This window comes from Streptomyces sp. NPDC057253 (assembly GCF_042669125.1).
In the GTDB taxonomy this organism is placed as follows: domain Bacteria; phylum Actinomycetota; class Actinomycetes; order Streptomycetales; family Streptomycetaceae; genus Streptomyces.
In genome coordinates this window covers 18,454-39,138 of sequence record NZ_JBHUXV010000074.1, presented here as the reverse complement: position 1 = coordinate 39,138, position 20,685 = coordinate 18,454, and the positions used below count along the sequence as shown (strand labels likewise).

Annotated in this window: 22 protein-coding genes and 1 pseudogene; 10 read left to right on the top strand and 13 right to left on the bottom strand. The window is 72.9% G+C overall.

What is annotated here, in order from left to right:
- Positions 1-3 precede the first annotated feature (3 nt).
- Complete coding sequence (locus tag ACFULQ_RS32150) at positions 4-435, bottom strand: VOC family protein (protein ID WP_383550725.1); 432 nt, start codon at positions 433-435, stop codon at positions 4-6.
- Between the two features lie 92 nt (positions 436-527).
- Here ACFULQ_RS32150 and ACFULQ_RS32145 point away from each other — a divergent pair, with 92 nt between their 5' ends.
- A complete protein-coding gene (locus ACFULQ_RS32145; RefSeq protein ID WP_383550723.1) occupies positions 528-1,517 on the top strand; it encodes a helix-turn-helix transcriptional regulator in 990 nt (329 codons plus the stop codon).
- 15 nt (positions 1,518-1,532) lie between these two features.
- Here ACFULQ_RS32145 and ACFULQ_RS32140 read toward each other — a convergent pair whose 3' ends face one another.
- The gene (locus tag ACFULQ_RS32140) at positions 1,533-2,324 is read right to left on the bottom strand and encodes a putative protein N(5)-glutamine methyltransferase (RefSeq protein ID WP_383550721.1); all 792 of its coding nucleotides are present in this window, start codon (positions 2,322-2,324) and stop codon (positions 1,533-1,535) included.
- Between the two features lie 217 nt (positions 2,325-2,541).
- On the opposite strand from ACFULQ_RS32140, the gene ACFULQ_RS32135 reads away from it, so the two are divergent.
- Complete coding sequence (locus ACFULQ_RS32135) at positions 2,542-2,970, top strand: MarR family winged helix-turn-helix transcriptional regulator (RefSeq protein WP_383550719.1); 429 nt, start codon at positions 2,542-2,544, stop codon at positions 2,968-2,970.
- 6 nt (positions 2,971-2,976) lie between these two features.
- Here ACFULQ_RS32135 and ACFULQ_RS32130 read toward each other — a convergent pair whose 3' ends face one another.
- The gene (locus tag ACFULQ_RS32130; protein ID WP_383550749.1) at positions 2,977-3,744 is read right to left on the bottom strand and encodes a GNAT family N-acetyltransferase; all 768 of its coding nucleotides are present in this window, start codon (positions 3,742-3,744) and stop codon (positions 2,977-2,979) included.
- 239 nt (positions 3,745-3,983) lie between these two features.
- Positions 3,984-4,901: an NADP-dependent oxidoreductase gene (locus ACFULQ_RS32125; RefSeq protein ID WP_383550717.1), complete on the bottom strand. Its 918-nt coding sequence runs from the start codon at positions 4,899-4,901 to the stop codon at positions 3,984-3,986.
- Between the two features lie 169 nt (positions 4,902-5,070).
- On the opposite strand from ACFULQ_RS32125, the gene ACFULQ_RS32120 reads away from it, so the two are divergent.
- The 3 genes from ACFULQ_RS32120 to ACFULQ_RS32110 all read left to right on the top strand — a co-directional run bounded on the left by ACFULQ_RS32120 (position 5,071) and on the right by ACFULQ_RS32110 (position 7,138).
- Complete coding sequence (locus ACFULQ_RS32120; RefSeq protein ID WP_383550715.1) at positions 5,071-5,676, top strand: sulfite oxidase-like oxidoreductase; 606 nt, start codon at positions 5,071-5,073, stop codon at positions 5,674-5,676.
- On the top strand, positions 5,669-6,439 hold the full coding sequence (locus tag ACFULQ_RS32115; protein ID WP_383550713.1) for a ferredoxin reductase: 771 nt from the start codon (positions 5,669-5,671) through the stop codon (positions 6,437-6,439). The genes ACFULQ_RS32120 and ACFULQ_RS32115 overlap by 8 nt, the downstream gene beginning before the upstream one ends.
- A 117-nt stretch (positions 6,440-6,556) precedes the next feature.
- Positions 6,557-7,138, top strand: a complete 582-nt coding sequence (locus ACFULQ_RS32110) for a hypothetical protein (protein WP_383550711.1) — start codon at positions 6,557-6,559, stop codon at positions 7,136-7,138.
- 188 nt (positions 7,139-7,326) lie between these two features.
- On the opposite strand, the gene ACFULQ_RS32105 is transcribed toward ACFULQ_RS32110, so the two are convergent.
- A complete protein-coding gene (locus ACFULQ_RS32105) occupies positions 7,327-8,685 on the bottom strand; it encodes an 8-oxoguanine deaminase (protein WP_383550709.1) in 1,359 nt (452 codons plus the stop codon).
- 104 nt (positions 8,686-8,789) lie between these two features.
- On the opposite strand from ACFULQ_RS32105, the gene ACFULQ_RS32100 reads away from it, so the two are divergent.
- Positions 8,790-9,758 carry an acetylxylan esterase gene (locus tag ACFULQ_RS32100; RefSeq protein ID WP_383550707.1) on the top strand — a complete coding sequence of 323 codons (969 nt, stop codon included), beginning with the start codon at positions 8,790-8,792 and terminating at the stop codon, positions 9,756-9,758.
- A 100-nt stretch (positions 9,759-9,858) separates the two neighbouring features.
- Complete coding sequence (locus ACFULQ_RS32095; protein WP_383550703.1) at positions 9,859-11,025, top strand: serine hydrolase domain-containing protein; 1,167 nt, start codon at positions 9,859-9,861, stop codon at positions 11,023-11,025.
- Between the two features lie 22 nt (positions 11,026-11,047).
- On the opposite strand, the gene ACFULQ_RS32090 is transcribed toward ACFULQ_RS32095, so the two are convergent.
- The 3 genes from ACFULQ_RS32090 to ACFULQ_RS32080 form a co-directional block, all read right to left on the bottom strand.
- A complete protein-coding gene (locus ACFULQ_RS32090) occupies positions 11,048-11,821 on the bottom strand; it encodes an acyl-CoA thioesterase (protein WP_383550701.1) in 774 nt (257 codons plus the stop codon).
- A 61-nt stretch (positions 11,822-11,882) separates the two neighbouring features.
- Positions 11,883-12,611, bottom strand: a complete 729-nt coding sequence (locus ACFULQ_RS32085) for a methyltransferase domain-containing protein (protein WP_383550699.1) — start codon at positions 12,609-12,611, stop codon at positions 11,883-11,885.
- A 19-nt stretch (positions 12,612-12,630) separates the two neighbouring features.
- Positions 12,631-13,194: a PadR family transcriptional regulator gene (locus ACFULQ_RS32080; protein ID WP_383550697.1), complete on the bottom strand. Its 564-nt coding sequence runs from the start codon at positions 13,192-13,194 to the stop codon at positions 12,631-12,633.
- Between the two features lie 68 nt (positions 13,195-13,262).
- Between ACFULQ_RS32080 and ACFULQ_RS32075 the strand changes: the two genes are divergently transcribed.
- Positions 13,263-13,667, top strand: a complete 405-nt coding sequence (locus tag ACFULQ_RS32075; RefSeq protein ID WP_383550695.1) for a nuclear transport factor 2 family protein — start codon at positions 13,263-13,265, stop codon at positions 13,665-13,667.
- Positions 13,668-13,729: 62 nt separating this feature from the next.
- Here ACFULQ_RS32075 and ACFULQ_RS32070 read toward each other — a convergent pair.
- From ACFULQ_RS32070 to ACFULQ_RS32055, 4 genes and pseudogenes are all read right to left on the bottom strand, one after another.
- Positions 13,730-15,133: pseudogene (locus ACFULQ_RS32070) on the bottom strand (MFS transporter); the annotation flags it as partial.
- 65 nt (positions 15,134-15,198) lie between these two features.
- The gene (locus ACFULQ_RS32065) at positions 15,199-16,428 is read right to left on the bottom strand and encodes an RNA polymerase sigma factor (RefSeq protein ID WP_383550693.1); all 1,230 of its coding nucleotides are present in this window, start codon (positions 16,426-16,428) and stop codon (positions 15,199-15,201) included.
- Positions 16,425-16,766, bottom strand: a complete 342-nt coding sequence (locus tag ACFULQ_RS32060; protein ID WP_383550691.1) for a YciI family protein — start codon at positions 16,764-16,766, stop codon at positions 16,425-16,427. Before ACFULQ_RS32060 ends, ACFULQ_RS32065 begins: the two co-directional genes overlap by 4 nt.
- Positions 16,763-17,425, bottom strand: a complete 663-nt coding sequence (locus tag ACFULQ_RS32055) for a YciI family protein (protein WP_383550689.1) — start codon at positions 17,423-17,425, stop codon at positions 16,763-16,765. Before ACFULQ_RS32055 ends, ACFULQ_RS32060 begins: the two co-directional genes overlap by 4 nt.
- Positions 17,426-17,564: 139 nt before the next feature.
- On the opposite strand from ACFULQ_RS32055, the gene ACFULQ_RS32050 reads away from it, so the two are divergent.
- Both ACFULQ_RS32050 and rho read left to right on the top strand, forming a co-directional pair.
- Positions 17,565-18,392, top strand: a complete 828-nt coding sequence (locus ACFULQ_RS32050; RefSeq protein WP_383550687.1) for a class I SAM-dependent methyltransferase — start codon at positions 17,565-17,567, stop codon at positions 18,390-18,392.
- Positions 18,393-18,609: 217 nt separating this feature from the next.
- The gene (gene rho / locus ACFULQ_RS32045) at positions 18,610-19,746 is read left to right on the top strand and encodes a transcription termination factor Rho (RefSeq protein ID WP_383550685.1); all 1,137 of its coding nucleotides are present in this window, start codon (positions 18,610-18,612) and stop codon (positions 19,744-19,746) included.
- On the opposite strand, the gene ACFULQ_RS32040 is transcribed toward rho, so the two are convergent.
- Positions 19,743-20,663: a sugar kinase gene (locus ACFULQ_RS32040; RefSeq protein ID WP_383550747.1), complete on the bottom strand. Its 921-nt coding sequence runs from the start codon at positions 20,661-20,663 to the stop codon at positions 19,743-19,745. The genes rho and ACFULQ_RS32040 overlap by 4 nt on opposite strands.
- Between the last annotated feature and the right edge of the window lie 22 nt (positions 20,664-20,685).

The window sequence follows — 20,685 nt, the reverse complement described above, 5'->3', positions numbered from 1 at the left end:
TTCTCAGGGCTCCCGCGTGAGCGGCTGTGCCTGGTGCCGGGGTGCGAACTTCTCGACGGCCGCGGCGGTGACGGGGGTGAAGAAGTTGACGAGGTTGCCGTCGGGGTCGCGGAACAGCAGGGACCGGTTGCCCCAGGGCATGGTGGTGGGCCCGGCCACGAAGTCGGTGACGAAGCCGGTCAGGTTCCGGTGCACACGGTCCACGTCGTCGACGAGGAACTCGGTGATCACGCTGTGGTTGTCCGCCGGGCGGGCGGAGTCCGGGGCGAACAGCGGGACGGTGCGGGTGCCGGCGATCGCGAGGGTGGCGCCCGCGGTCCTGAGCTCGGCGAAGTCCTCGGTGGCCCACGTCGCCCGCGCCCCGGTGGCTCGCTCGTAGAAGTCGACCAGGCGTGCGACGTCGCCGGTGATGATGCGGATCGAGACGAAGTCCATGGGAATCTCCTTGGCTGTGCTGAGGCGTGCAGGTCGCAGGCTAGGAGAGATAGTGGACAGAATCGGTCCGGTATCCGCATTAGGCTGCGACCATGTCCCGACCCACCGGCCGCGTGCTGACGCTCCTGGAGCTGTTGCAGTCGGGCGGCACCCGGACGGTGGCCGAACTCGCCGACCGGCTCGGCGTCGAGGGGCGTACCGTGCGCCGGTACGTGGACCAGCTGATCGAGCTCGACGTGCCCGTGGAGTCGGTGCGCGGTCGCTACGGCGGCTACCGGCTGGGGCCCGGGTACCGCGTGCCTCCGCTCATGCTGAGCGACGACGAGGCGCTGGCGGTGCTGCTCGGCCTGGTCGCGGGCCGCCGGGCAGAGCTGACGACGGCCGAGCGCACGGCGAACGAGACGGCGTCGGCGAAGATCCGGCGGGTGCTGCCCCGGCACATCGCCGACCGGCTCGACGCCCTCCTGGACGCTCTCGCCTTCACGGATCAGCCCGGCGAGACGGACCACCCGGACGCCGGGGTCCTGCTCACCGTCGCCGACGCGGTGCGCCACCGCCGGCCGGTCTCGATCCGCTACACCGACCGTGACGGACGGCGCAGCGACCGCACGCTGCACGCGTACGGGATCGTCGCCCACGGGGGCCGCTGGTACGTCACGGGCAAGGACCCCCTGGTCGACGAGGACCGGACCTTCCGCCTCGACCGCATCGAAGACGCGCGGACCCTGCCCGGCTCATTCGACCTGCCGACCGGGCCCGATCCGGCACAGCGCGTGGTGTCAGGGTTCGCCGCGGCCGCGTACCGGCACGAGGTGACCCTGCGCATCGACGGCACGGTCGAGCAGATCCGCGCACACCTTCCGGCCAGTGTCGCGACCCTGGAGGAGCACGAGCCCACGGCCGGCGAGGATCCGACCGCGGGGCACTGGATTCGCGTCGAGCTGCGGGCGGAGCGGCTCGACTGGCTGCCTCCGGTGCTCGCCGCACTCGACCGGCCGTTCGTCATCGAACGCCCCGCCGAACTCCGCGAGCTCGTCGGCGCCCTCGCCGACCGGCTCACGTCCTCCGCCCGCCGGAGTTGACGGTCAGGTGTGCGGCTACGCCCTGGTGCCGATCACGACATGGGCGTAAAGCTCCTCGGAGACCGTCAGACGGGGCGTCAGGCCGCTCCGGGTGAAGGCGTCGACGGCGGCCGGGGCCTGGCGGGCGCTGGTCTCGACGAGGAGGCAGCCGTCCGGGGCCAGCCAGTCGAGGGCCCCGGAGGCGACCCGGCGCAGGAGGTCCAGGCCGTCCGTGCCGCCGTCCAGAGCGACCAGGGGTTCGTGGTCGCGGGCCTCGGCGGGGAGGAGGGCGACCTCCTCGGTGGGGACGTAGGGGACGTTGGCCGCCAGGATGTCGACGCGACCGCGCAGACCGGCGGGGAGGGCCCCGAAGAGGTCACCGGCGTGGACATGCCCGCCGACGTCGGCCGTGTTGCGGCGGGCGCACTCCACGGCTGTCGGGTCGATGTCGGCGCAGTGCAGCTCGACCGGGCCCAGCGCGGCGGCAAGGGCCGCGCCGACCGCACCCGAGCCGCAGCACAGATCCAGCACCACCGTGGCGTGCGGTGCCTGGGCGAGGGCCTGTTCGACGAGGAACTCGGTGCGTCTGCGGGGCACGAAGACACCGGGGGCCACGGAGATGCGCAGACCGCGGAACTCCGCCCAGCCGACGACGAGTTCGAGGGGGTGGCCGGCGACCCGGCGGTCCACCATGGCGGCCAGTTCGTCCGGGGTGCGGGCGGCGGCGAGGATCAGCCGCGCCTCGTCCTCCGCGAAGACACAGCCGGCCGTGCGGAGAGCGGCGACGACCAGGTCGTCGGAGGTGAAGCGAGGAGAGGGGGAAGGCATGGAAGCCGAGGGCCTTTCGAGAGCCGAAGGGCGCTCCCGCGGTCACCTAACGGCGGTGATCCGCGTCGATGCGAGGAGAGAGCACCCGATCTGACACAGCGTTGATGGGTCTCACCCCCTCGGTGACGCACGGCCGGGACCTCCCGCGGCCGGACGGCCACCCTACCCCAGGGCATGATGAGTTGTACTATGCAACCAGTACTGCGAAGGAGGTCCGATGCGAGCGGATGCGGCCGTGGAGACGATCCAGCACGAGATGACGGTCTTCGCCCGACGGGCCCGGGCCTCGGCGAGCCGGCTGCACCCCGAGCTGTCGCTGGTGTCGTACACCCTCCTCGGGCACCTGGAGGAGCGTGACGGCTGCCGTGCCACCGACCTGGCCGCCCACTACGCCCTGGACAAGTCCACCGTGAGCCGCCAGGTCGCCGCGCTGGAGCGGGCCGGGCTCATCGAGCGGCGCCCGGACCCGGGAGACCACCGGGTCCAGGTGCTGCATCTGACCGACGCGGGCCGGAACATCCTCGGCCAGGTCACCGTGAGCCGCCGGGCCGCCGTGGGTGAGCGGCTGGCGGAGTGGTCGCAGGAGGACCTGGAGCTGTTCGCCGGCTATCTCGTGCGGTACAACTCCTGGTCCCCGTCCGACTGATGGGCCCTACGACACCGCTTCCGGCAGCCGTTCGGGTGTGCGGGCCGCCAGGAAGGCGGTCCTGCGGCGGAGCCGGAAGCCGAGGGACTCGTAGAGCCGGATCGCGTTGGTGTTCCTGGCGCCGGTGTGCAGGAACGGTGTCTCGCCGCGCTCCCGTATGCCGTGCGCGACGGCGAGGATCAGCCGGGTCGCGAGGCCCTGGCCACGGACCGCGGGGTCGGTGCAGACCGCGCTGATCTCGGTCCAGCCCGGCGGGTGCAGCCGCTCGCCCGCCATCGCGACCAGGGCGCCCTCCCTGCGGATGCCCAGGTAGGTGCCCATCTCGATGGTGCGGGGCAGGAAGGGGCCCGGCTGGGTGCGGGCGATCAGGTCGAGGATCTCGGGCACGTCGGCGGGGCCCAGGAGGACCGCCTCCGGGTCGGGTGCGGCGGCGATGCCGTCGTCCACGAGCTGGACGCCCTCGACATGGAAGGTGATCTCCCAGCCCTCCGGCACCTGCCCCGCGTACGCCGTCAGCGGGACCTCCGCGCCGGGACCGGCCAGCGCCGCGAGGTCGGCCCAGTCGCCGGCACCGGGCTCGTCGGGCAGCGCCAGCCACGGCGACACGTCGACCGGGTACCGCAGCACCCGCCCCCGCTTCTCGGCGAAGTGCGCATGCGGGCCGGTGAGGGAGGCGAGGGCAGGGTTGTCGAGGACGTGGGTCGCGCCGGGGCTGTCGACGAGGTGCGGAGCGCTTCCGACTCGGTCGACCTGGTGCGGCGCGTCGGTGGCCACGGAGGCCTGGGGCGCGCTGTCACCCGCGAAGTCCTGCGGGGCATCGCTGCCACGCAGGGCTCGCGAGGAGTCGCCGCCGTCGAGCGCCCGCGGGGCACCGCTGCCGTCACCGGCTCGCGAGGCCTCGCTGACGTCGACGACATGCGGCGCGTCGGTGGCTCCCGAGACCTGGGGAGTGCTGCCCCCGGAGGGCTGGTGCGGGACGCTGCTGTTGTCCACCACGCGTGGGGTGTCGCTGCTCATCGGGCGACCTCGATCACCGTCTTGCCGCGGGCGTGGCCCTGCTCGACCGTGCGCAGCGCGTCGGCCGCCCGGTCGAGAGGGAACGTTTCGGTGATGTGCGGGTCCAGGTCGCCGGCGACCACGAGCCGCGCGACCTCCTCCAGTACGGCCGCGTTGCGGGCCCGGGCCACGCGGGCGCCGCCCAGTCGGCGCACGTCCTCCTCCGACGCCCCGGCGGTGATCAGCTTCGTGCGGTCGGTGAGCAACTCGGCCGCCTCGGCCAGCACTTCACCGCCCACGAGGTCGTAGACGCCGTCCGGCGCGGTCGCCCCCGCCCGCTCGGCCCAGCCGGGTCCGGAGGCGACATGGACGGCGCCGAGCGACTCGACGAAGTCCTTCTTGGCCTCGCTCGCGACACCGACGACCTTCAGGCCGAGGGCGCGCGCGATCTGCACGGCCGCCGCACCCACTCCCCCGCCCGCGCCCGTGACCAGCAGCGTCGCCCCCTCGCCGAGATCCAGCTGGCGGACGCCGTCGTACGCGGTCGCCGCGGCGACCGGCAGGGTGGCCGCGGCCGCGTGGGAGAGCCCGGCCGGCTTGTGCGCCGCGATGGCGACCGGCACCAGGGTGTACTCGGCATAGCCCCCGGTGAGCGTGTTGCCGAAGACCTCGTCCCCGACCGCGAACCCCTCGACGCCCTCGCCGATCTCCGCCACGACACCGGAGACCTCGCTGCCGAGCACGGAGGGGAAGACGCGGTCGCCGCTGTCGCCGGGCCGCCGGTAACCGGAGCGGATCTTCCAGTCGACGGGGTTCACGCCCGCCGCCCGTACGGCGACCAGGAGCTCACCGGGTCCGGGGCTCGGCCGGTCCACGTCCACGAACGCCTCGGTCTCCGGTCCGCCGTACCGCGTGAAGACGTACGCCTTGGGCATCTGCTTCCTCACTCTCCTCGTACCGTCACCGGGGCAGCGACCCGGCACTCCAGCGCCAAGGAGCGGCGCGCTGCGGCTATTCCCGCAGCCGCACGGTGTTCATACGGCCGCAATGATCGGGGCACTGACCTGGGACGGAGCACGCGCGACGAGAGCGTACGGTTGATGCATGAACGTCACCCGAGGCTTCACCGGACGCCCCCGCGTCCACAACCCCGGACTGCCACCCGGCCAGTACGACGCGGGCGACGACTGGCCCGTGCTCTCCGCCGAGGTCACCCCCGACCTGTCGCCGGCCGACTGGACGTTCCGGGTGGACGGGCTGGTCGAGGAACCGCGCACCTGGGACTGGGACGAGGCGCACGCGTTGCCGTCGTCGGCCTACGAGGGTGACATCCACTGTGTGACGAGCTGGTCGAAGTTCGGGGTGCGGTTCGCGGGCGTCTCGCTGGACGCGTTCCTGGCCGTGGTGCGGCCCCATGAGTCGGCCACCCATGCCGTCGCCCATGCGCACACCGGTTACACCACGAACCTGCCGCTCGCGGATCTGACCGGCGGGAAGGCCTGGATCGTCTGGGAGTACGACGGCAAGCCGCTGCCCGCCGAACACGGGGGCCCGGCGCGGCTGTTGGTGCCGCACCTGTACTTCTGGAAGAGCGCCAAGTGGGTCGCCGGCCTGACGCTGCTCGACCACGACGAACCGGGTTTCTGGGAGCAGAACGGCTATCACGCGCGGGGCAACCCGTGGGAGGAGCAGAGGTACGCCGGTGACTGAGACGCTTTCCCCGGCCGCCCCCACCCCCGGCACGCGGTTCGCCGTGCCCGGGCGGATCGCCGTCAGCAACCGGGCCGCCTCGGTGTGGCAGACCGCCACACTCACCGAGATCCGCCGGGAGACGCCGTACGCGTCCACGTTCCGCTTCGCGGTGCCCGACTGGCAGGGGCATCTGCCCGGCCAGCATCTGATGCTGCGGCTGACCGCCCAGGACGGCTACACGGCTCAGCGGCACTACTCGATCGCGTCCCCGCCCGAGGACTCCGGGCACATCGAGCTGACCCTGGACCACGTGGAGGGCGGTGAGGTGTCCGGCTGGTTCCACACGGAGGCGGTGCCCGGTGACCGGATCGAGGTGCGCGGGCCGCTGAGCGGCTTCTTCGCCTGGCCCGGGGACCGGCCCGCGCTGCTGATCGGGGCCGGGTCCGGGGTCGTACCGCTGATGTCGATGGTGCGGCACCACCGGGCGCGCGGGCTGTCCGTGCCGCTGCGGATGCTGGTGTCGGCGCGCGGGCCGCAGGAGCTGATCTACGCGCGCGAGTTGGGCGCCGAGACCACGCCTGTGTTCACGCGGAACGCACCGGAGGGGGTGCCGGTGGGACGGATGTCGGCCGCACATGTGGCGCCACTCCTGGCCGAACAGCCTGATGATGGATGGGAGGCCTATGTGTGTGGATCCAACGCGTTCGCCGAACACGCCTCGCGGCTTCTGGTGGCCGCGGGGCAGCCGGTGGACCGTATCCGGATCGAGCGTTTCGGCTGACGGGGGTGCGGGTGTGCACTCCGTGTGCATGTGCGCTCCCCCACAAGTGAACGACGCGGGTTGAGGGGTACTACATCTTTGTGACCACTCGCAGACGTGCGTGGTGCGGAGGTCGACATGCGAACCCGGGTGCGCGGCTGGCGCTGGCGGCGCAATCCGCTCAGGCGCCGGTCGGACGTCGTCGAGGCGTGGACGGTACTGGCCGTCGCTCTGTTGTTGTTGCTGGTGGCCCCGCTGGCGGGCGCGGCCGTGGGCTGGTGGGCGCATGACGACGCGCGTGCGGTCGCGGCCGAGCAGCGTGCCGAGCGGCATCGGGTGCGCGCGGAGGTGACCGGCAGGGTGCCGGACACTCCGCCCACCGTCCAGGGCGGGCGGGAGCGTTCGTACCGCGTGACCGTGCGCTGGACGGAGGCCGGTGTCGCGAAGACGGCCACGGCGCGGGTCCCGGCCGGGACCGACCAGGGCGAGAAGGTCGACGTGTGGTTCGACTCCCTGGGGCGGAGCGTGGCCCCGCCGCCCGACGAGACCGCGGTCTGGCAGCACACCCTGACGATGGGTGCCTGCGGAGCGGGTGGGGCGATCGCGGTGATCCTGCTCGGCCACTCCCTCGTCCGAGCCGCCGCCAACCGCCACCGGCTCACCGAGTGGGAACGCGAGTGGGCCCTCACCGAACCCCAGTGGACCCGCCGCCGAGCCTGACCCCGCCCTCCGGAGACACGCGCCGCCACCTCGCCCCGCGCCACGTCCCTTGAGGGACCCGGGCGGCTGAGGCCACCGCCCGCGGTGTCGCGGCCTGCGCCGGGTGGCTCCCGCCGATCGCCCAGGACGGCGGCTCTGTGGCATCGGCCGCGTTCGATCGCTCCCCCGCCCTGCGTCCGCCCGCCCCCTTACGCCCCCATCTGCATCCGCCGCGCAATCCCCCCATGCGTCCGCAGCGCATCCGTCAGTCCAGGCAGCCGCGGCTCGCCGGCGTCGACCAGCACCCGTCCGCCCACCACCGTCGTCCACGCGCGGGCCGGGCCGCAGCGGAGCCAGGCCTCCACCGGGTCGGTCAGGGCGCCCGCCAGGGCCACCTCGTGCAGGTCCCAGACGACGAGGTCGGCGCAGGCGCCGGGGCGCAGGTGGCCGATCTCGTCCGCGCGGCCGAGGCAGCGGGCCGAGCCCCTGGTGGCGAGGTCGAGGGCGTCGCGCGCGGTCATCGCGCCCGGTCCGCCCCGGTAGCGGCCCAGGAGCAGCGCGGCCCGGGTCTCCATCCAGAGCGAGGCGTGGTCCGTGGAGGCGGAGCCGTCGCAGCCGATGCCGACCGGCATGCCCAGCTCGCGCATCTCCCGCACGCGCGCGGTCCCGCCGCCGATCAGCATGTTCGAGCTGGGACAGTGCGCCACCCCGACGCCCGCGGCGGCCAGCCGGCCGAGCTCCGCGTCGTTCGGGTAGATGCAGTGCGCGACCCAGGTGCGGTCGCTCATCCAGCCGGTCTGCTCGAAGTACTCCACGGGCCGGCAGCCGTAGGTCTCCAGGCAGTAGGTGTCCTCGTCACGGTCCTCGGCGAGGTGGGTGTGCAGCCGTACGTCGTACCGCTCGGCGAGTTCCGCGGTCGCCGTCATCAGCTCCTTGGTCACGGAGAACGGCGAGCAGGGCGCGAGGGCGACCCGGATCAGCGCGCCGGGCGAGGGGTCGTGGTGCGCCTGGATCACGCGCTCGCTGTCCGCGAGGACCTCCTCGTCGGTCTGGGTGACGCTCCTGGGCGGCAGCCCGCCGTCCTCCACCGAGCGGGTCATCGAACCGCGGGTCGCGTGGAAGCGGAAGCCGATGTCACGGGCCGCCCGGATCTCCGCGTCGACGAGCCGCGGTCGCGGATGGACGTAGAGGTGGTCCGAGGACGTGGTGCAGCCGCCCATCAGCAGCTCGGCCATGCCCACGTAGGCCGAGACGTAGGCGGCCTCCTCGTCGAGCGCGGCCCACAGCGGGTAGAGGGTGGTGAGCCAGTCGAAGAGGGAGCCGTTCACGGCGGGGGCGTAGGAGCGGGTGAGGTTCTGGTAGATGTGGTGGTGCGTGTTGACCAGGCCCGGGGTGACCAGGCGTCCGCCGGCCGAGACGGTCGTCCGGGCCTCGGGTTCGGTGCCGGTCGTACCCACGGCGGTGACCCGACCACTCTCGATTGCCAGCCAGCCGCCCGCGAGCTCCCGCTCGCCGTCCACGACCAGCAGTCCGGCGTCCTTGACCAGCAGATCCACGGCTGTCGACATGGCCGCATCGTAGTCAGCGGGCCACGCAAAGGCCTGGCGATTCGTCCGACCACGCACGTACGGTGTGATCATCCCGCACTGTCCCTTCGCAAAGGCGGTCCTGCATGGCCCTGTTCGACCTCCCCCTCGACGAACTGCGCGAGTACCGCAGCGAGTCCACCGCGCCCGAGGACTTCGACGCGTTCTGGTCCAAGACCCTTCAGGAGGCCCGCGAGCACGACCTGGACGCCCGCTTCGAGCTCGTCGACACCGGCCTGTCCACGGTGAAGGTGTACGACGTGACGTTCGCCGGGTTCGGCGGCCAGCCGGTCAAGGGCTGGTTCACGATCCCGGCCGAGGTCTCCGCGCCGGTGCCGGTGGTCGTGGAGTTCATCGGGTACGGCGGCGGGCGCGGTCTGCCGCACGAGCATCTGCTGTGGGCGTCGTCGGGCCGGGCCCACTTCGTGATGGACACCCGGGGCCAGGGCAGCGCCTGGGGCGGTGGCGGCGGCACCGCTGACCCGCAGGGCGGGGCGCCGGCGTACCCCGGTTTCATGACCCGGGGCATCGACGCTCCCGATAACTACTACTACCGGCGGGTGTTCACGGACGCGGTGCGCGCGGTGGAGGCGGCCCGCTCGCACCCGCTGACCGATCCGGCGCGCACGGTCGTGCTCGGCGGCAGCCAGGGCGGGGGCATCTCGATCGCGGTCGGCGGCCTGGTGCCGGACCTGGCGGCGGTCGCGCCGGACGTGCCGTTCCTGTGCGACTTCCCGCGCGCGGCGACCCTGACGGACCGGCACCCGTACCGGGAGATCGGCCTCTACCTCAAGACGCACCGCGGCCGCTTCGAGGACGTCCTCGGCACCCTCGCCTACTTCGACGGCGTGCATTTCGCGAGCCGCGCCCGCACCCCCGCGCTGTTCTCGGCGGCCCTGGAGGACCAGACCTGCCCGCCCTCCACGGTCTTCGCGGCCTTCAACGCCTGGGGCCACGAGGACAAGGCGATCGAGGTCTACGACTTCAACGACCACGAGGGCGGCGGCCCCTACCAGGAGGCGGCGAAGCTGCGCTGGCTGCGCGCCTACGCGTGAGTGCCGCCTGACACCTTCCCCCCGGTCCGACCAGTCGGTATGTTCGGCGGATCCGGGTCGCGACGGCGCGGCCCGGACGTCCGGCGACGACGGAGGGCCCATGTCCGAGCATCAGCCAGTTGTCCACGGCCACTGCGACGAGCGGTTCACCGCGGTGCGGACGGCGTTCGAGGAGAACTTCCGGGACCGGGCCGAGCTGGGTGCCGCGGTGAGCGTCTCGGTCGGCGGCGAGACGGTGGTGGACCTGTGGGGCGGCTGGGCCGACGCGGCCCGCACCCGCCCCTGGGAGCGGGACACGCTGGTCAACGTGTGGTCGACGACCAAGGGCCCGACCGCCCTGTGCGCCCACATCCTCGCCGACCGGGGCCTGCTCGACCTCGACGTCCCGGTGGCCGTGTACTGGCCTGAGTTCGCGGCGGCGGGCAAGGAGAAGGTGCTCGTACGGCACCTGCTGTCGCACCGGGCCGGACTGTCCGGGCTGCGGGAGCCGCACTCCCTCGCCGAGCTCTGCGACTGGGAGCTGACGACGGAGCGGCTCGCGGCGACGGAGCCCTGGTGGGAGCCGGGCACGGTGTCCGGGTACCACGCCTTCACGTACGGCTTCCTGGTCGGGGAGGTCGTCCGGCGGGTCTCGGGGCTGCGGCCGGGCGCCTTCCTGGAGCGGGAGGTGACGGGGCCGCTCGGCATCGACTTCACGATCGGCCTGCCGGAGAAGGAGGCCGGGCGGGCCGCCGAGCTGGTGCATCCGCCGGTGGTGTCGACCAGCGAACAGGCGGCGATCTTCGCCCAGTTGACGCCGGCCGCCCTCGCCGCGCTGACCAACCCGGTGGCGGGAGCCGCGGAGGCGAACACCCCCGAGTGGCGGGCCGCCGAGATCCCCGCCGCCAACGGCCACGGCACCGCCCGGGCCGTCGCCGCGCTCTACGGCATCTTCGCGGGCCGGGGCTCCTACGGCGGTCACCGCGTCCTGTCCCCGGAGGCGGCCGAGCGGGTGCGCGAGGGGCAGGGCAGCTGCCGTGACCTGGTGCTGGGCGTCGGCCTCGGGAACGACACGGAACTCGGGCTCGGCCTGTGGCTCAGCGGGCCGGAAGGCTCGTACGGGCCCAATCCGCGGGCCTTCGGCCACGACGGGTTCGGCGGCTCGTGCGGTCTCGCCGATCCGGAGGCCGGGGTCTCCCTGGGATACGTGATGAACCGGATGGGCCCCCACATCGCCAACGACCCGCGGAAGACGGCCCTGGTCGACGCGCTGTACAGCGCGCTGTGACGGCGGGCCGCGGTCGGCGAGGCTACGGAAGCGCGCCGCGCACCACGCGGGACTGACGCCCGAGGGCCAGCAGCCGGCCGTCCGCCGACCAGACGGCGCTGTCGTCGACGGCCCACCCGGCGCCCGCGTGATCGGTGCGGATCCGGACCAGGGTCCAGCCCTCGGGGAGAGCTTCGCTCTCGTCGAGGGCGTCGGTGAAGTGGACGGTGAGCTCCGCGCTCGGCACGGGGCGCGGGGCCTTCCAGACGGCGTACAGCGCGGGCGGCAGCACATCGGTGAGGGTGACGACGGCCCCCGCGTCGAGCGGCCGGTCGTCCAGGAAGCGCACCCAGGCGAGCAGTTCGGCCCGGTCGCCGCCGGCCAGCGGCAGGTCGGCGGTGGCGGGCCGGATCTCCAACTGCCGGGCGAAGGGCGCCAGATGTCCGGGCAGTCGGACGCTCCGGCAGTCGTCGGGACCCGGTACGTCCGGGGCGGGCTGTCCGTCGTACGCCGTCCCGGGGCGCCCCGAGCCGAACAGGGCCGAGCCGACGACGACCGGCAGGCCGTCCTGGTGGCCGGAGAAGACACAGGCGGCGGTGCGCTTCCCGGAGGCGGGCGCGGTGCCCGAGACGTGCAGCGGACCGGCGCCGACCGGGGCCAGGAAGTGCGTGGTCAGGGTGCGGACCGGCCGGGCTCCCCCGGCGAACCGGGCGCGGACGGCCGCCAGGGCGACGGCGGCGACATGGCCGCCGTGCGCTCCTTCCCAGGACCGCCACTCGGGGTCGATCTGGCTCTCGTGCTCGGTGGATGTGGTCACGCGCCTCACCATAACGTGGTGAGTTGGAAAATCAAACGCTTAAGTTGGAAATCCAGACCGACTAGGCGGGCCGTCTCGCCACGACCATCCGGACCCGGGGGCTGCCGTCCGGCCGCTCGCCGAACTCGGGCAGGGCGTGCAGCTCCACCTGGAGCCCGGCCCACTCCAGCTCCCGTCGCACGTCCCCGAGCCGGAAGTCGCGGTAGTACATGACGAACGGCGGCCGCCACAGGGCGTTGCGCACCCGCATCACGGCGTCGAAGCCGAGCAGCATCCAGTACGCCGGGGACGAGGGGCGGGGCGGGGCGACGATCGGGAAGGCGAAGCAGCCGCCCGGCCGCAGTACCTCGCGGGCCTGGGCGAAGAGACCGGGCAGCTCGCGCGGCAGGAAGTGCCCGAACGCCCCGAAGCTCACGACCAGGTCGAAGGAGCCGGCGGCGAAGGGCAGGGCGCGCGCGTCACCCCGCACCCAGGACACACGCGGCCCCCGCGACCTGATCCGCCGCCGGGCCACGTCGAGCATCCCGGCGCTGAAGTCGACACCGGTGACACTCTCCCCGCAGACCCGGGTCAGCACACCGACTCCCGCGCCGGTGCCGCAGCACAGGTCGAGTCCGGCGTCGAAGGGGCCCATGCGGCGCAGCGCGGACGCGACGGCGTCCAGGACGGAGTCCGGCGTACGGAAGGGCGTGTGGTCGAACTTGGGGGCGAGCAGGTCGTAGCCGCGCTCGACGGACGACAGCGCCTGGACGGCGAGTTCACGGAGGCTCGGGCCTTCTGGGCTGAACATCCGCGACAGCTTAGGCGAGTCAGATGTGCTGGGCGCGCCGCTTGAGGAGCACGAGGGCGCGTTCACACCAGCGGGCGGTCTCGGTCTCCAGGGCGATGCCGCCCAGCAGGGTGAGATAGGGGCCGATGCGCTCGGCGTCCCGCAGGTACTCGTCCTCGGTGCGGCCGTCCAGGAGCCGGTCCCGGACGCGCTCGTAGCGGGCGAGCTTCCCGCGGGCCCAGGACAGCCGCTCCTCGAACAGTTCCCTGGTGGCCTCGGGGTCGGTGCCGTCCATGGCCTGGACCTTGATCAGGAACTCGTCACGCAGGGCGGCCGGCCTGCGGGGCGGCTCCGCGGCGAAGGCGCCCAGCTCGCGGCGGCCGGTCTCGGTGAGCGTGAACAGCCGCTTGTTGGGCCTGCGTTCCTGCTGGACCACCCGCGCCTCGATCAGCCCGTCCTGCGCCAGACGCTCCAGCTCCCGGTAGAGCTGCTGCGGGGTCGCGGGCCAGAAGTTCGCCAGGGAGACGTCGAAGACCTTCGACAGTTCGTAGCCCGATGCCTCGCCCTCCAGCAGGGCCGCCAGGACGGCGTACTTGAGCGACATGTGGACACGCTAGCAGCCGGTGATTAATCTACTCCACACCTACTCAACAAATTGACTATGGAGGCTCGATGCGCGCGTTCCGAGAAGCGGTGGAGGCGGGGGACCTCGGCGCCGTCGAGGCGCTGCTGGCCGAGGACGTGGTCTTCACGAGTCCGGTGGTGTTCAAGCCGTACGAGGGCAAGGCCATCACCGCGGCGATCCTGGGCGCGGTGGTGAAGGTCTTCGAGGACTTCCACTACGTGAGCGAGCTGAGCGGTGCGGACGGCCGCGACCACGCGCTGGTGTTCTCGACCCGGGTCGGCGAACGGGCCCTGGAGGGCTGCGACTTCATCCACCTCGACGAGGACGGGCTGATCGACCGGCTGACGGTGATGGTCCGTCCGCTGTCGGGGGCGCAGGCGCTGGCGGCGGCGATGGGGGCACGGTTCGAGGAGATCGCGAAGGAGGCGGAGGCGCGGGAGGCCGCCGCCTGAACCACGCGATCACTGACGCGTCCGACGCATGAGGTCGTCCGCGGGCCGGTGGGAGCTGGTCGCGCGGTTCCCCGCGCCCCTGAGCGGGACACCGCGCCCGGCAACGCCCAGGCACAGGTCAGTCCAGCCGCCGCAAGGACTGCGCAGGCCGTGAAAGCCGCCTGGTAGCCCTCCGTCAGTGCTGCCAGGCGGTTCGAGCCCACCGTGTGCGAGACGGTCGCCGAGGTGACCACGGCGACCCCGAACGCCCCGCCGATCTGGAAGGCCGCCGTCTGGATGCCCGAGGCCACGCCCGAGTCGCGCTCCCCCACACCGGTCAGCGCGGCGATGGAGCCGGCCACCGCGCAGGCACCCACGCCCGGGCCGAACAGCAGCAGCGCGGGGAGCAGGTCGCGGGCGAAGGCGCCGTCCACCGGTACGCCGGTCAGGAGCAGGGCCGCCGTACCGGTCAGCGCCAGTCCGCCGAGCGCGACCCGGCGGGTGCCGAGCCGGGCGACCAGGGCCTGACCGGCGTACGAACCGACGACCGCGCCCAGGGGCATCACCACGTTGGCGAGTCCGAAGCGCAGCGGTGACCAGCCGAGGACCTCCTGGCCGTACTGGGACAGGGTGTACGACATGCCGAAGCAGGCGGCGCCCAGCAGGAGGACGACCAGGTTGGCGCCGCTCACCGTGCGGGAGCGCAGCAGCCGCAGCGGGACGAGCGGGGCCGCCACCCGCGACTCGGTGCGCACGAAGGCGAGGGCCAGGACGGCGGCGAGAGCCAGCAGGCCGGTCGTCCGCGCCGACAGCCAGCCGGCGTGGGGCGCCTCGACCACGGCGTAGACGCAGGCGACCAGCGCTCCGGTGGCCGTGAGGGCGCCCAGCGGGTCGAAGGGCCGGGTGCGGGCCTCGGTACGGCTCTCGCGCAGCAGCAGCGGGCTCAGGACGAGCAGCAGCAGCGCGACCGGCACATTGAGGAAGAAGACCCACCGCCAGCCGAACGCCTCGGTGAGCGGACCGCCGATCAGCAGCGCCGCGGTCGCGCCGAAGCCGCCGCTGCCGGACCAGAGGGCGAGGGCCTTGTTGCGCTCGGGGCCGTCCTCGAAGGTGTTCAGCAGGATCGACAGCGCGGTGGGCGCCATGACGGCGGCCGACACGCCCTGGACGGCACGGGCGGCGATCAGCACGGCCGCCGTACCGGCGCATCCGCACAGCAGCGAGGACAGGCCGAACAGCAGGGTGCCGGTCATGAAGACCCGGCGGCGCCCCAGCAGGTCGGCCGTCCGGCCACCGAGCAGCAGCAGTCCGCCGAAGCTCAGCAGGTAGGCGCTCATCACCCACTGGGCGCCGCCGGCGGAGACGCCGAGGCCGGTGGCGATCGACGGCAGGGCGAGCACGACGATCTGCGCGTCCAGGATCACCATGAACCCGGCGACACAGAGCAGACACAGGGCGTACCAGCGGCGGGTGTCGGTGGCGGACATGTCGGTGGCGGTCATGGGGACCTCCGGTGGCTCGGGGTTGCCTTCACCCCACCGACGAACGGCTCCTACGCCGGTCGACACTCCGCGAGACGCCTTTCCAGGAAGTTCCGCTCCGCCTCGTTCTCCACCAGCTCCAGCGCCCGCGCGTACGCCTCGGCCGCCTCCGTCGTACGGCCGCTGCGGCGCAGCAGGTCGGCGCGGGTCGCCGGGAGCAGGTGGTAGCCGCTCAGCTCGCCCTCCTGCTCCAGTTCCGCGACCAGGGTCAGTCCCGCATCGGGGCCCTCCGCCATGCCGACGGCCACCGCACGGTTGAGGCGGACCACGGCCGAGGGCACGAAGCGCTCCAGCTCCCCGTACAGGCCGGCGATGTCGGCCCAGTCGGTGTCCTCGGCGGTGGCCGCCGTGGTGTGGCAGGCGGCGATGGCGGCCTGGATCTGGTACGGCCCGGGGCGGCCCCGGCGCAGCGCGGTCTCCAGCAGCGCGGCACCTTCCTGGACCTCGGCGTGGTCCCACGCGGTGCGGTCCTGGTCCTCCAGGGTGACCAGTTCGCCGCCCGCGTCCACGCGCGTGTCCCGGCGGGCGTCGTGCAGGAGGAGGAGCGCGAGCAGGCCGAGGGCCTCGGGCTCGTCGGGCATCAGCCGGGCCAGCACCCGGGCCAGCCGGATCGCCTCCGCGCACAGGTTCCGCCGTACGAGATCGGCGCCCGAGGTGGCCGTGTACCCCTCGTTGAAGAGGAGGTACAGCACGCCGAGCACCCCCGTGGTGCGCTCGGGCAGCAGGTGGGCGGGCGGGACGCGGTAGGGGATGCCGGCGTTGCGGATCTTCTTCTTGGCGCGCACCAGGCGCTGCGCCATGGTCGGCTCGGGGACGAGGAAGGCGCGGGCGATCTCCGGTGTGGTCAGCCCCGCGAGGGTGCGCAGGGTCAGGGCGACCCGGGCCTCGATGTGCAGCGCGGGATGGCAGCAGGTGAAGATCAGCCGCAGTCGGTCGTCCTGGACCCCGCTGTCGTCGTACGGCTCCTCGGGGGCCGTGAGCATCGCCGCCTCCTGCAGTTTCCGTGCTCCGACGGCCTCCCGGCGCAGCACGTCCATGGCCCGGTGGCGGGCGGTCGTGGTGAGCCAGGCGCCGGGGCGGCGCGGGACGCCGTCGCGCCGCCACCGGTCGAGGGCTTGGGCGAAGGCGTCCTGCGCACACTCCTCGGCGAGGTCCCAGTCGCCGGTCACCCGGATCAGGGTGGCGACGACCTGGCCCCACTCCTCCCGGAAGGCGGCGGCGACAGCGTCTTCCGGTGTCACTCCCACACGGGCCGCACTTCGACCGAGCCGCCCGCGAGCGCCGCCGGATGCCGGGAGGCGAGGGAGATCGCCTCGTCGAGATCGGCGACCTCGATGATGTCGATACCGGCGATGTACTCCTTGGACTCGATGAACGGCCCGTCGGTGAGCAGGACCTCGTCGCCCTGCACACGCACGGTGGTGGCGTCCGAGGCCGGGCGCAGCCGGGCTCCGCCCTTGACGAGGTCCCGGCTGCGGACCTCGTCGATGTACGAGGTGAAGCGGGGGTCCTCGGCGATCTCGGCGGGGCTGAGCTCCTCGCCGCCGACGGGAGTGCAGATCAGCAGGACGTACTTCATGACGTGGCCTCCGTGACGTGCTCGTGGACGATCACCCAGCGCGGGCCGACGTTGCGGTAGCCGGTGGTGACCCGCTGGAGCCGACCGTCGCTGCGGACGAGGGCGTGTCCGAAGGCGATGCTCTCGTCGACGTGGATCCGGGACTCCAGGACCTCCCGGGTGACCGGCCCGGTCTCCGACCGTTCCTTGCGGAGCGCCTCGGCGCCCCGCACCGCCCGGCCGTCCGCCACGACCTCCGCGTCCGGCGCGTAGCAGGCGAGGGTGCGCTCGACGTCCCCGGCGCGAGCCGCGTCCGTCAGTTCGGCGTCCAGGCGCCGGATCTCGCCCTCGGCGTCCTCGTCCTCCCAGAACGGGCGCACTTCCATGGCTCCGACGGTGGCGACGGGGTGCTTGGCGGCGGCCTCGACCGCCTCCTCCAGGCTGTCGCACTCCAGGATGTCGAACCCCGCGACGTACTCCTTGGTCTCCGCGAACGGCCCGTCGGAGCGCAGCACCTCACCGCCGCGCACCCGCACGGTGACCGCGTCGGCGGGCGCGGCGAGCCGGTGCCCGTGCAGCCGTACGCCGCGGTCGCCGAGCTCGTCGACCCAGGGTTCGACGGGGGCCATGTCCGAGGCGTCGTTGGTGTCGTCGCCGCAGACGAGCAGCATGTACTTCATGGTTCCTCCCGGTCCTCATGAGCTTCCTACACCCCACCGACGAACGGGACCGAGGCGAATCGACACCGCGCGCCGAAAAAGAATCGTGGCGTCGGACATCCGGCCCCTGATCGCCCCCGCTTCGCGGTTGGATGGGCTCATGACGTCCGACGAGCACGTACGGCTGATGCGCGCCAACCAGGCCAACTGGGACGCCCGCACCCCCGTCCACCTCGCCAGCCGGTTCTACGGCCTCGACCAGGACCTCGATCCCGAGCGCTGGTTCGCCGCCTTCGAGTGGGAGGACCTCGGCGACCTCGCCGGCCGGGACGTGCTCCACCTCCAGTGCCATCTCGGCACCGAGACCCTCGCCCTGGCCCGCCGCGGCGCCCGGGCGGTGGGCCTCGACTTCTCGGCGGCGTCGGTGGCGGCCGCACGGGACATCGCGGCGAATGCGGGCGTCGAGGTCGAGTACGTGCGGGCCAATGTGTACGACGCTGTGGAGGCACTGGAAGGACGGCGGTTCGACGTCGTCTACACCGGCAAGGGCGCGCTCTGCTATCTGCCCGATCTGGAGCGCTGGGCCGGAGTGGTCGCCGAACTCCTGCGTCCCGGCGGGCTGTTGTACATCGTCGAGTTCCATCCCCTCCTCAACTCCCTGGGCCCGAAGCCCGCTCCGGGAGAGGGGCCGGAGCTGCTGCTGCGCCACGACTACCTCGGCGGGGACGGTCCCGTACGCCGGGACGCGACCCACACCTACACCGACGGTCCGGCCGTCGAGGGCGCCACGGAGAGTTTCGAGTGGATGCACGGAATAGGCGAGGTCCTGGGCGCGTTGACGGGGGCAGGACTGAGCGTCCGGCGGCTTCGCGAGAGTGACGAGCTGCCCTGGCCCCGCTGGTCGCGGATGACGCGCACGGCGTCCGGCTGGTGGCGCCTGCCCGAGCCGCGGATCCCGCTGCTGTACGGACTTCTCGCCACACGCTGAACCGCCGTGGTACGGTCCTGCTAGCACTTGTGTACGCCCCGTCAGGGCGCCGGTGCCAGTTCTCCTTCCTACGCCGGTCGATGGACCGGCTTCTCCTCACCACCTCTTGAGGTGTCTCTCGCCGCCCGAAGGCGCTCTGTCCGCCTTCCCGAAGTCGCGGCTTCCCCCCTTCCTTCCGCATGTCCCATGCCTTCCGTCCCTGAGAGGACCGACCACCATGACCACCACACTCGAAACCCCCCAGACTCAGCAGCAGATCCCGGTCCGGGCCGTCACCGGCGTGCTCGACATCGACGCGAACGGGAAGGGTCACCTCCGCGGCCCGGACCTGCTGCCCACCCCCTCCGACCTCCAGGTCTCCCCCGCGCTGATCCGTCGGTTCGGCCTGCGCAAGGGCGACGTCGTCGACGGGGTGCGCGGGACCCAGCGCGCTCTCACCGAGGTCGCCCGGGTCAACGGGCACCTGTCCGACGCGAAGCGTCCCCGCTTCCACGACCTCACCCCGCTCTTCCCGCAGGAGCGGATCCGGCTCGAGCACCCGGCGTCCGGACTGACCGGCCGGGTCGCCGACCTGATCGCCCCCGTCGGCAAGGGTCAGCGCGGGCTGATCGTGGCCCCGCCGAAGACCGGCAAGACCGTCATGCTCCAGCAGATCGCGGCAGCGGTCGCCGGCAACCACCCCGAATGCCACCTCATGGTGGTGCTGCTCGACGAGCGGCCCGAGGAGGTCACCGACATGCGGCGCTCCGTGCGCGGCGAGGTGTACGCCTCGACCTTCGACCGCTCGCCCAAGCAGCACATCGCGCTCGCCGAGCTGGTGATCGAGCGGGCCAAGCGGCTCGTCGAGGCCGGCGAGGACGTCGTGATCCTGCTCGACTCCCTGACCCGGCTGTGCCGGGCCCACAACAACGCGGCCACCGGCAACGGCCGCACCCTCAGCGGCGGTGTCGACGCCGGCGCGCTGATCGGGCCGAAGCGGTTCTTCGGCGCCGCCCGGCTCACCGAGGAGGCCGGTTCGCTCACCATCCTCGCCACCGCGCTGGTGGAGACCGGCTCCCGTGCCGACGACTTCTACTTCGAGGAGCTGAAGAGCACCGGCAACATGGAGCTGCGGCTGGACCGCGAACTCGCCTCCCGCCGTGTGTTCCCGGCCGTGGCCGTCAACCCCTCGGGCACCCGCCGCGAGGAACTCCTGCTGACCCCGGCGGAGTCGACCGCCGTACGCGGACTGCGCCGGGCCCTGCAGAACGGCGACGGGCAGGGCAACCTGGAGACCCTGATCCAGCGCATGCGCGAGACCCCGGACAACGCGACGTTCCTGCGCCGCATCCAGCCGACCCTGCCCGCCGGCTAACCCAGGCGCAGGGCCGCCCACTCCTCGTCGTCGAGGGTCAGCAGGCGGTCGATTCCGGCCCGGTCGGGTGCCGTGGGCACGTCGCCGCCGGTCGCCAGGGCCGCGGCGGCCATCACATGGCCCAGGCGCAGCGCGTCCCGCGTACGTCGCCCTTCGAGGTGCGCCGCGAGGAATCCGGCCGCGAAGGCGTCGCCCGCGCCCACGCGTTCGACGATCCGCGAGTCGGGCGTGGGGACGAACAGCTCCTCGCCGTCGGCGGTGTACGCCGTGGCACCGTGTTCCGCGTCCTTCACGACGACGACCGGGGCGGGGGCCAGCAGGTCCCGGATCTCCTCCGGTTTCGCGGTGCCCCACAGTGCCTCCGCCTCGTCCCGGCCGACGAAGACGATGTCGGCGTGGCGGGCCGGTGCCAGCAGGGCGGTCGCCGGGTCCCGGTGACTCCACAGGGCGGGGCGGTGGTTCACGTCGAAGGAGACGGTCGCGCCGGGGACGGCCCGGCGTACGACGATCTCCGTGACCAGTTCCGCGCAACTGTCCGACAGGGCAGCCGTGATGCCGCTGAGGTGGACCACCCTGGCCTTCTCGCACTGCGTCGCGAGGTCCGGTCCCATGCGGGTGGCCGCCGAGCCCCTGCGGTAGTAGTACGTGCCGGTGCCCGCCGGGCCGGTGTCCTTGAAGTACACGCCGGTCGGGCGGTCCGGGTCGGTCCCCACCCCGCCGACGTCCACGCCACGGCCCCGCAGTTCGGCCAGGACCCGACGGCCCAGGGGGTCGTCCCCGACGCGGCTGACCCAGGCCACGCGGTGCCCCAGCGCGGCCAGTCCGCAGGCCACGTTGGACTCGGCGCCGCCCACCTCCAGACGCAGGGTGTGCTGGCGTTCCAGGGGGCCCTCGTCGGGCGGGACGAGGACGGCCATGGTCTCGCCGACGCAGACGACC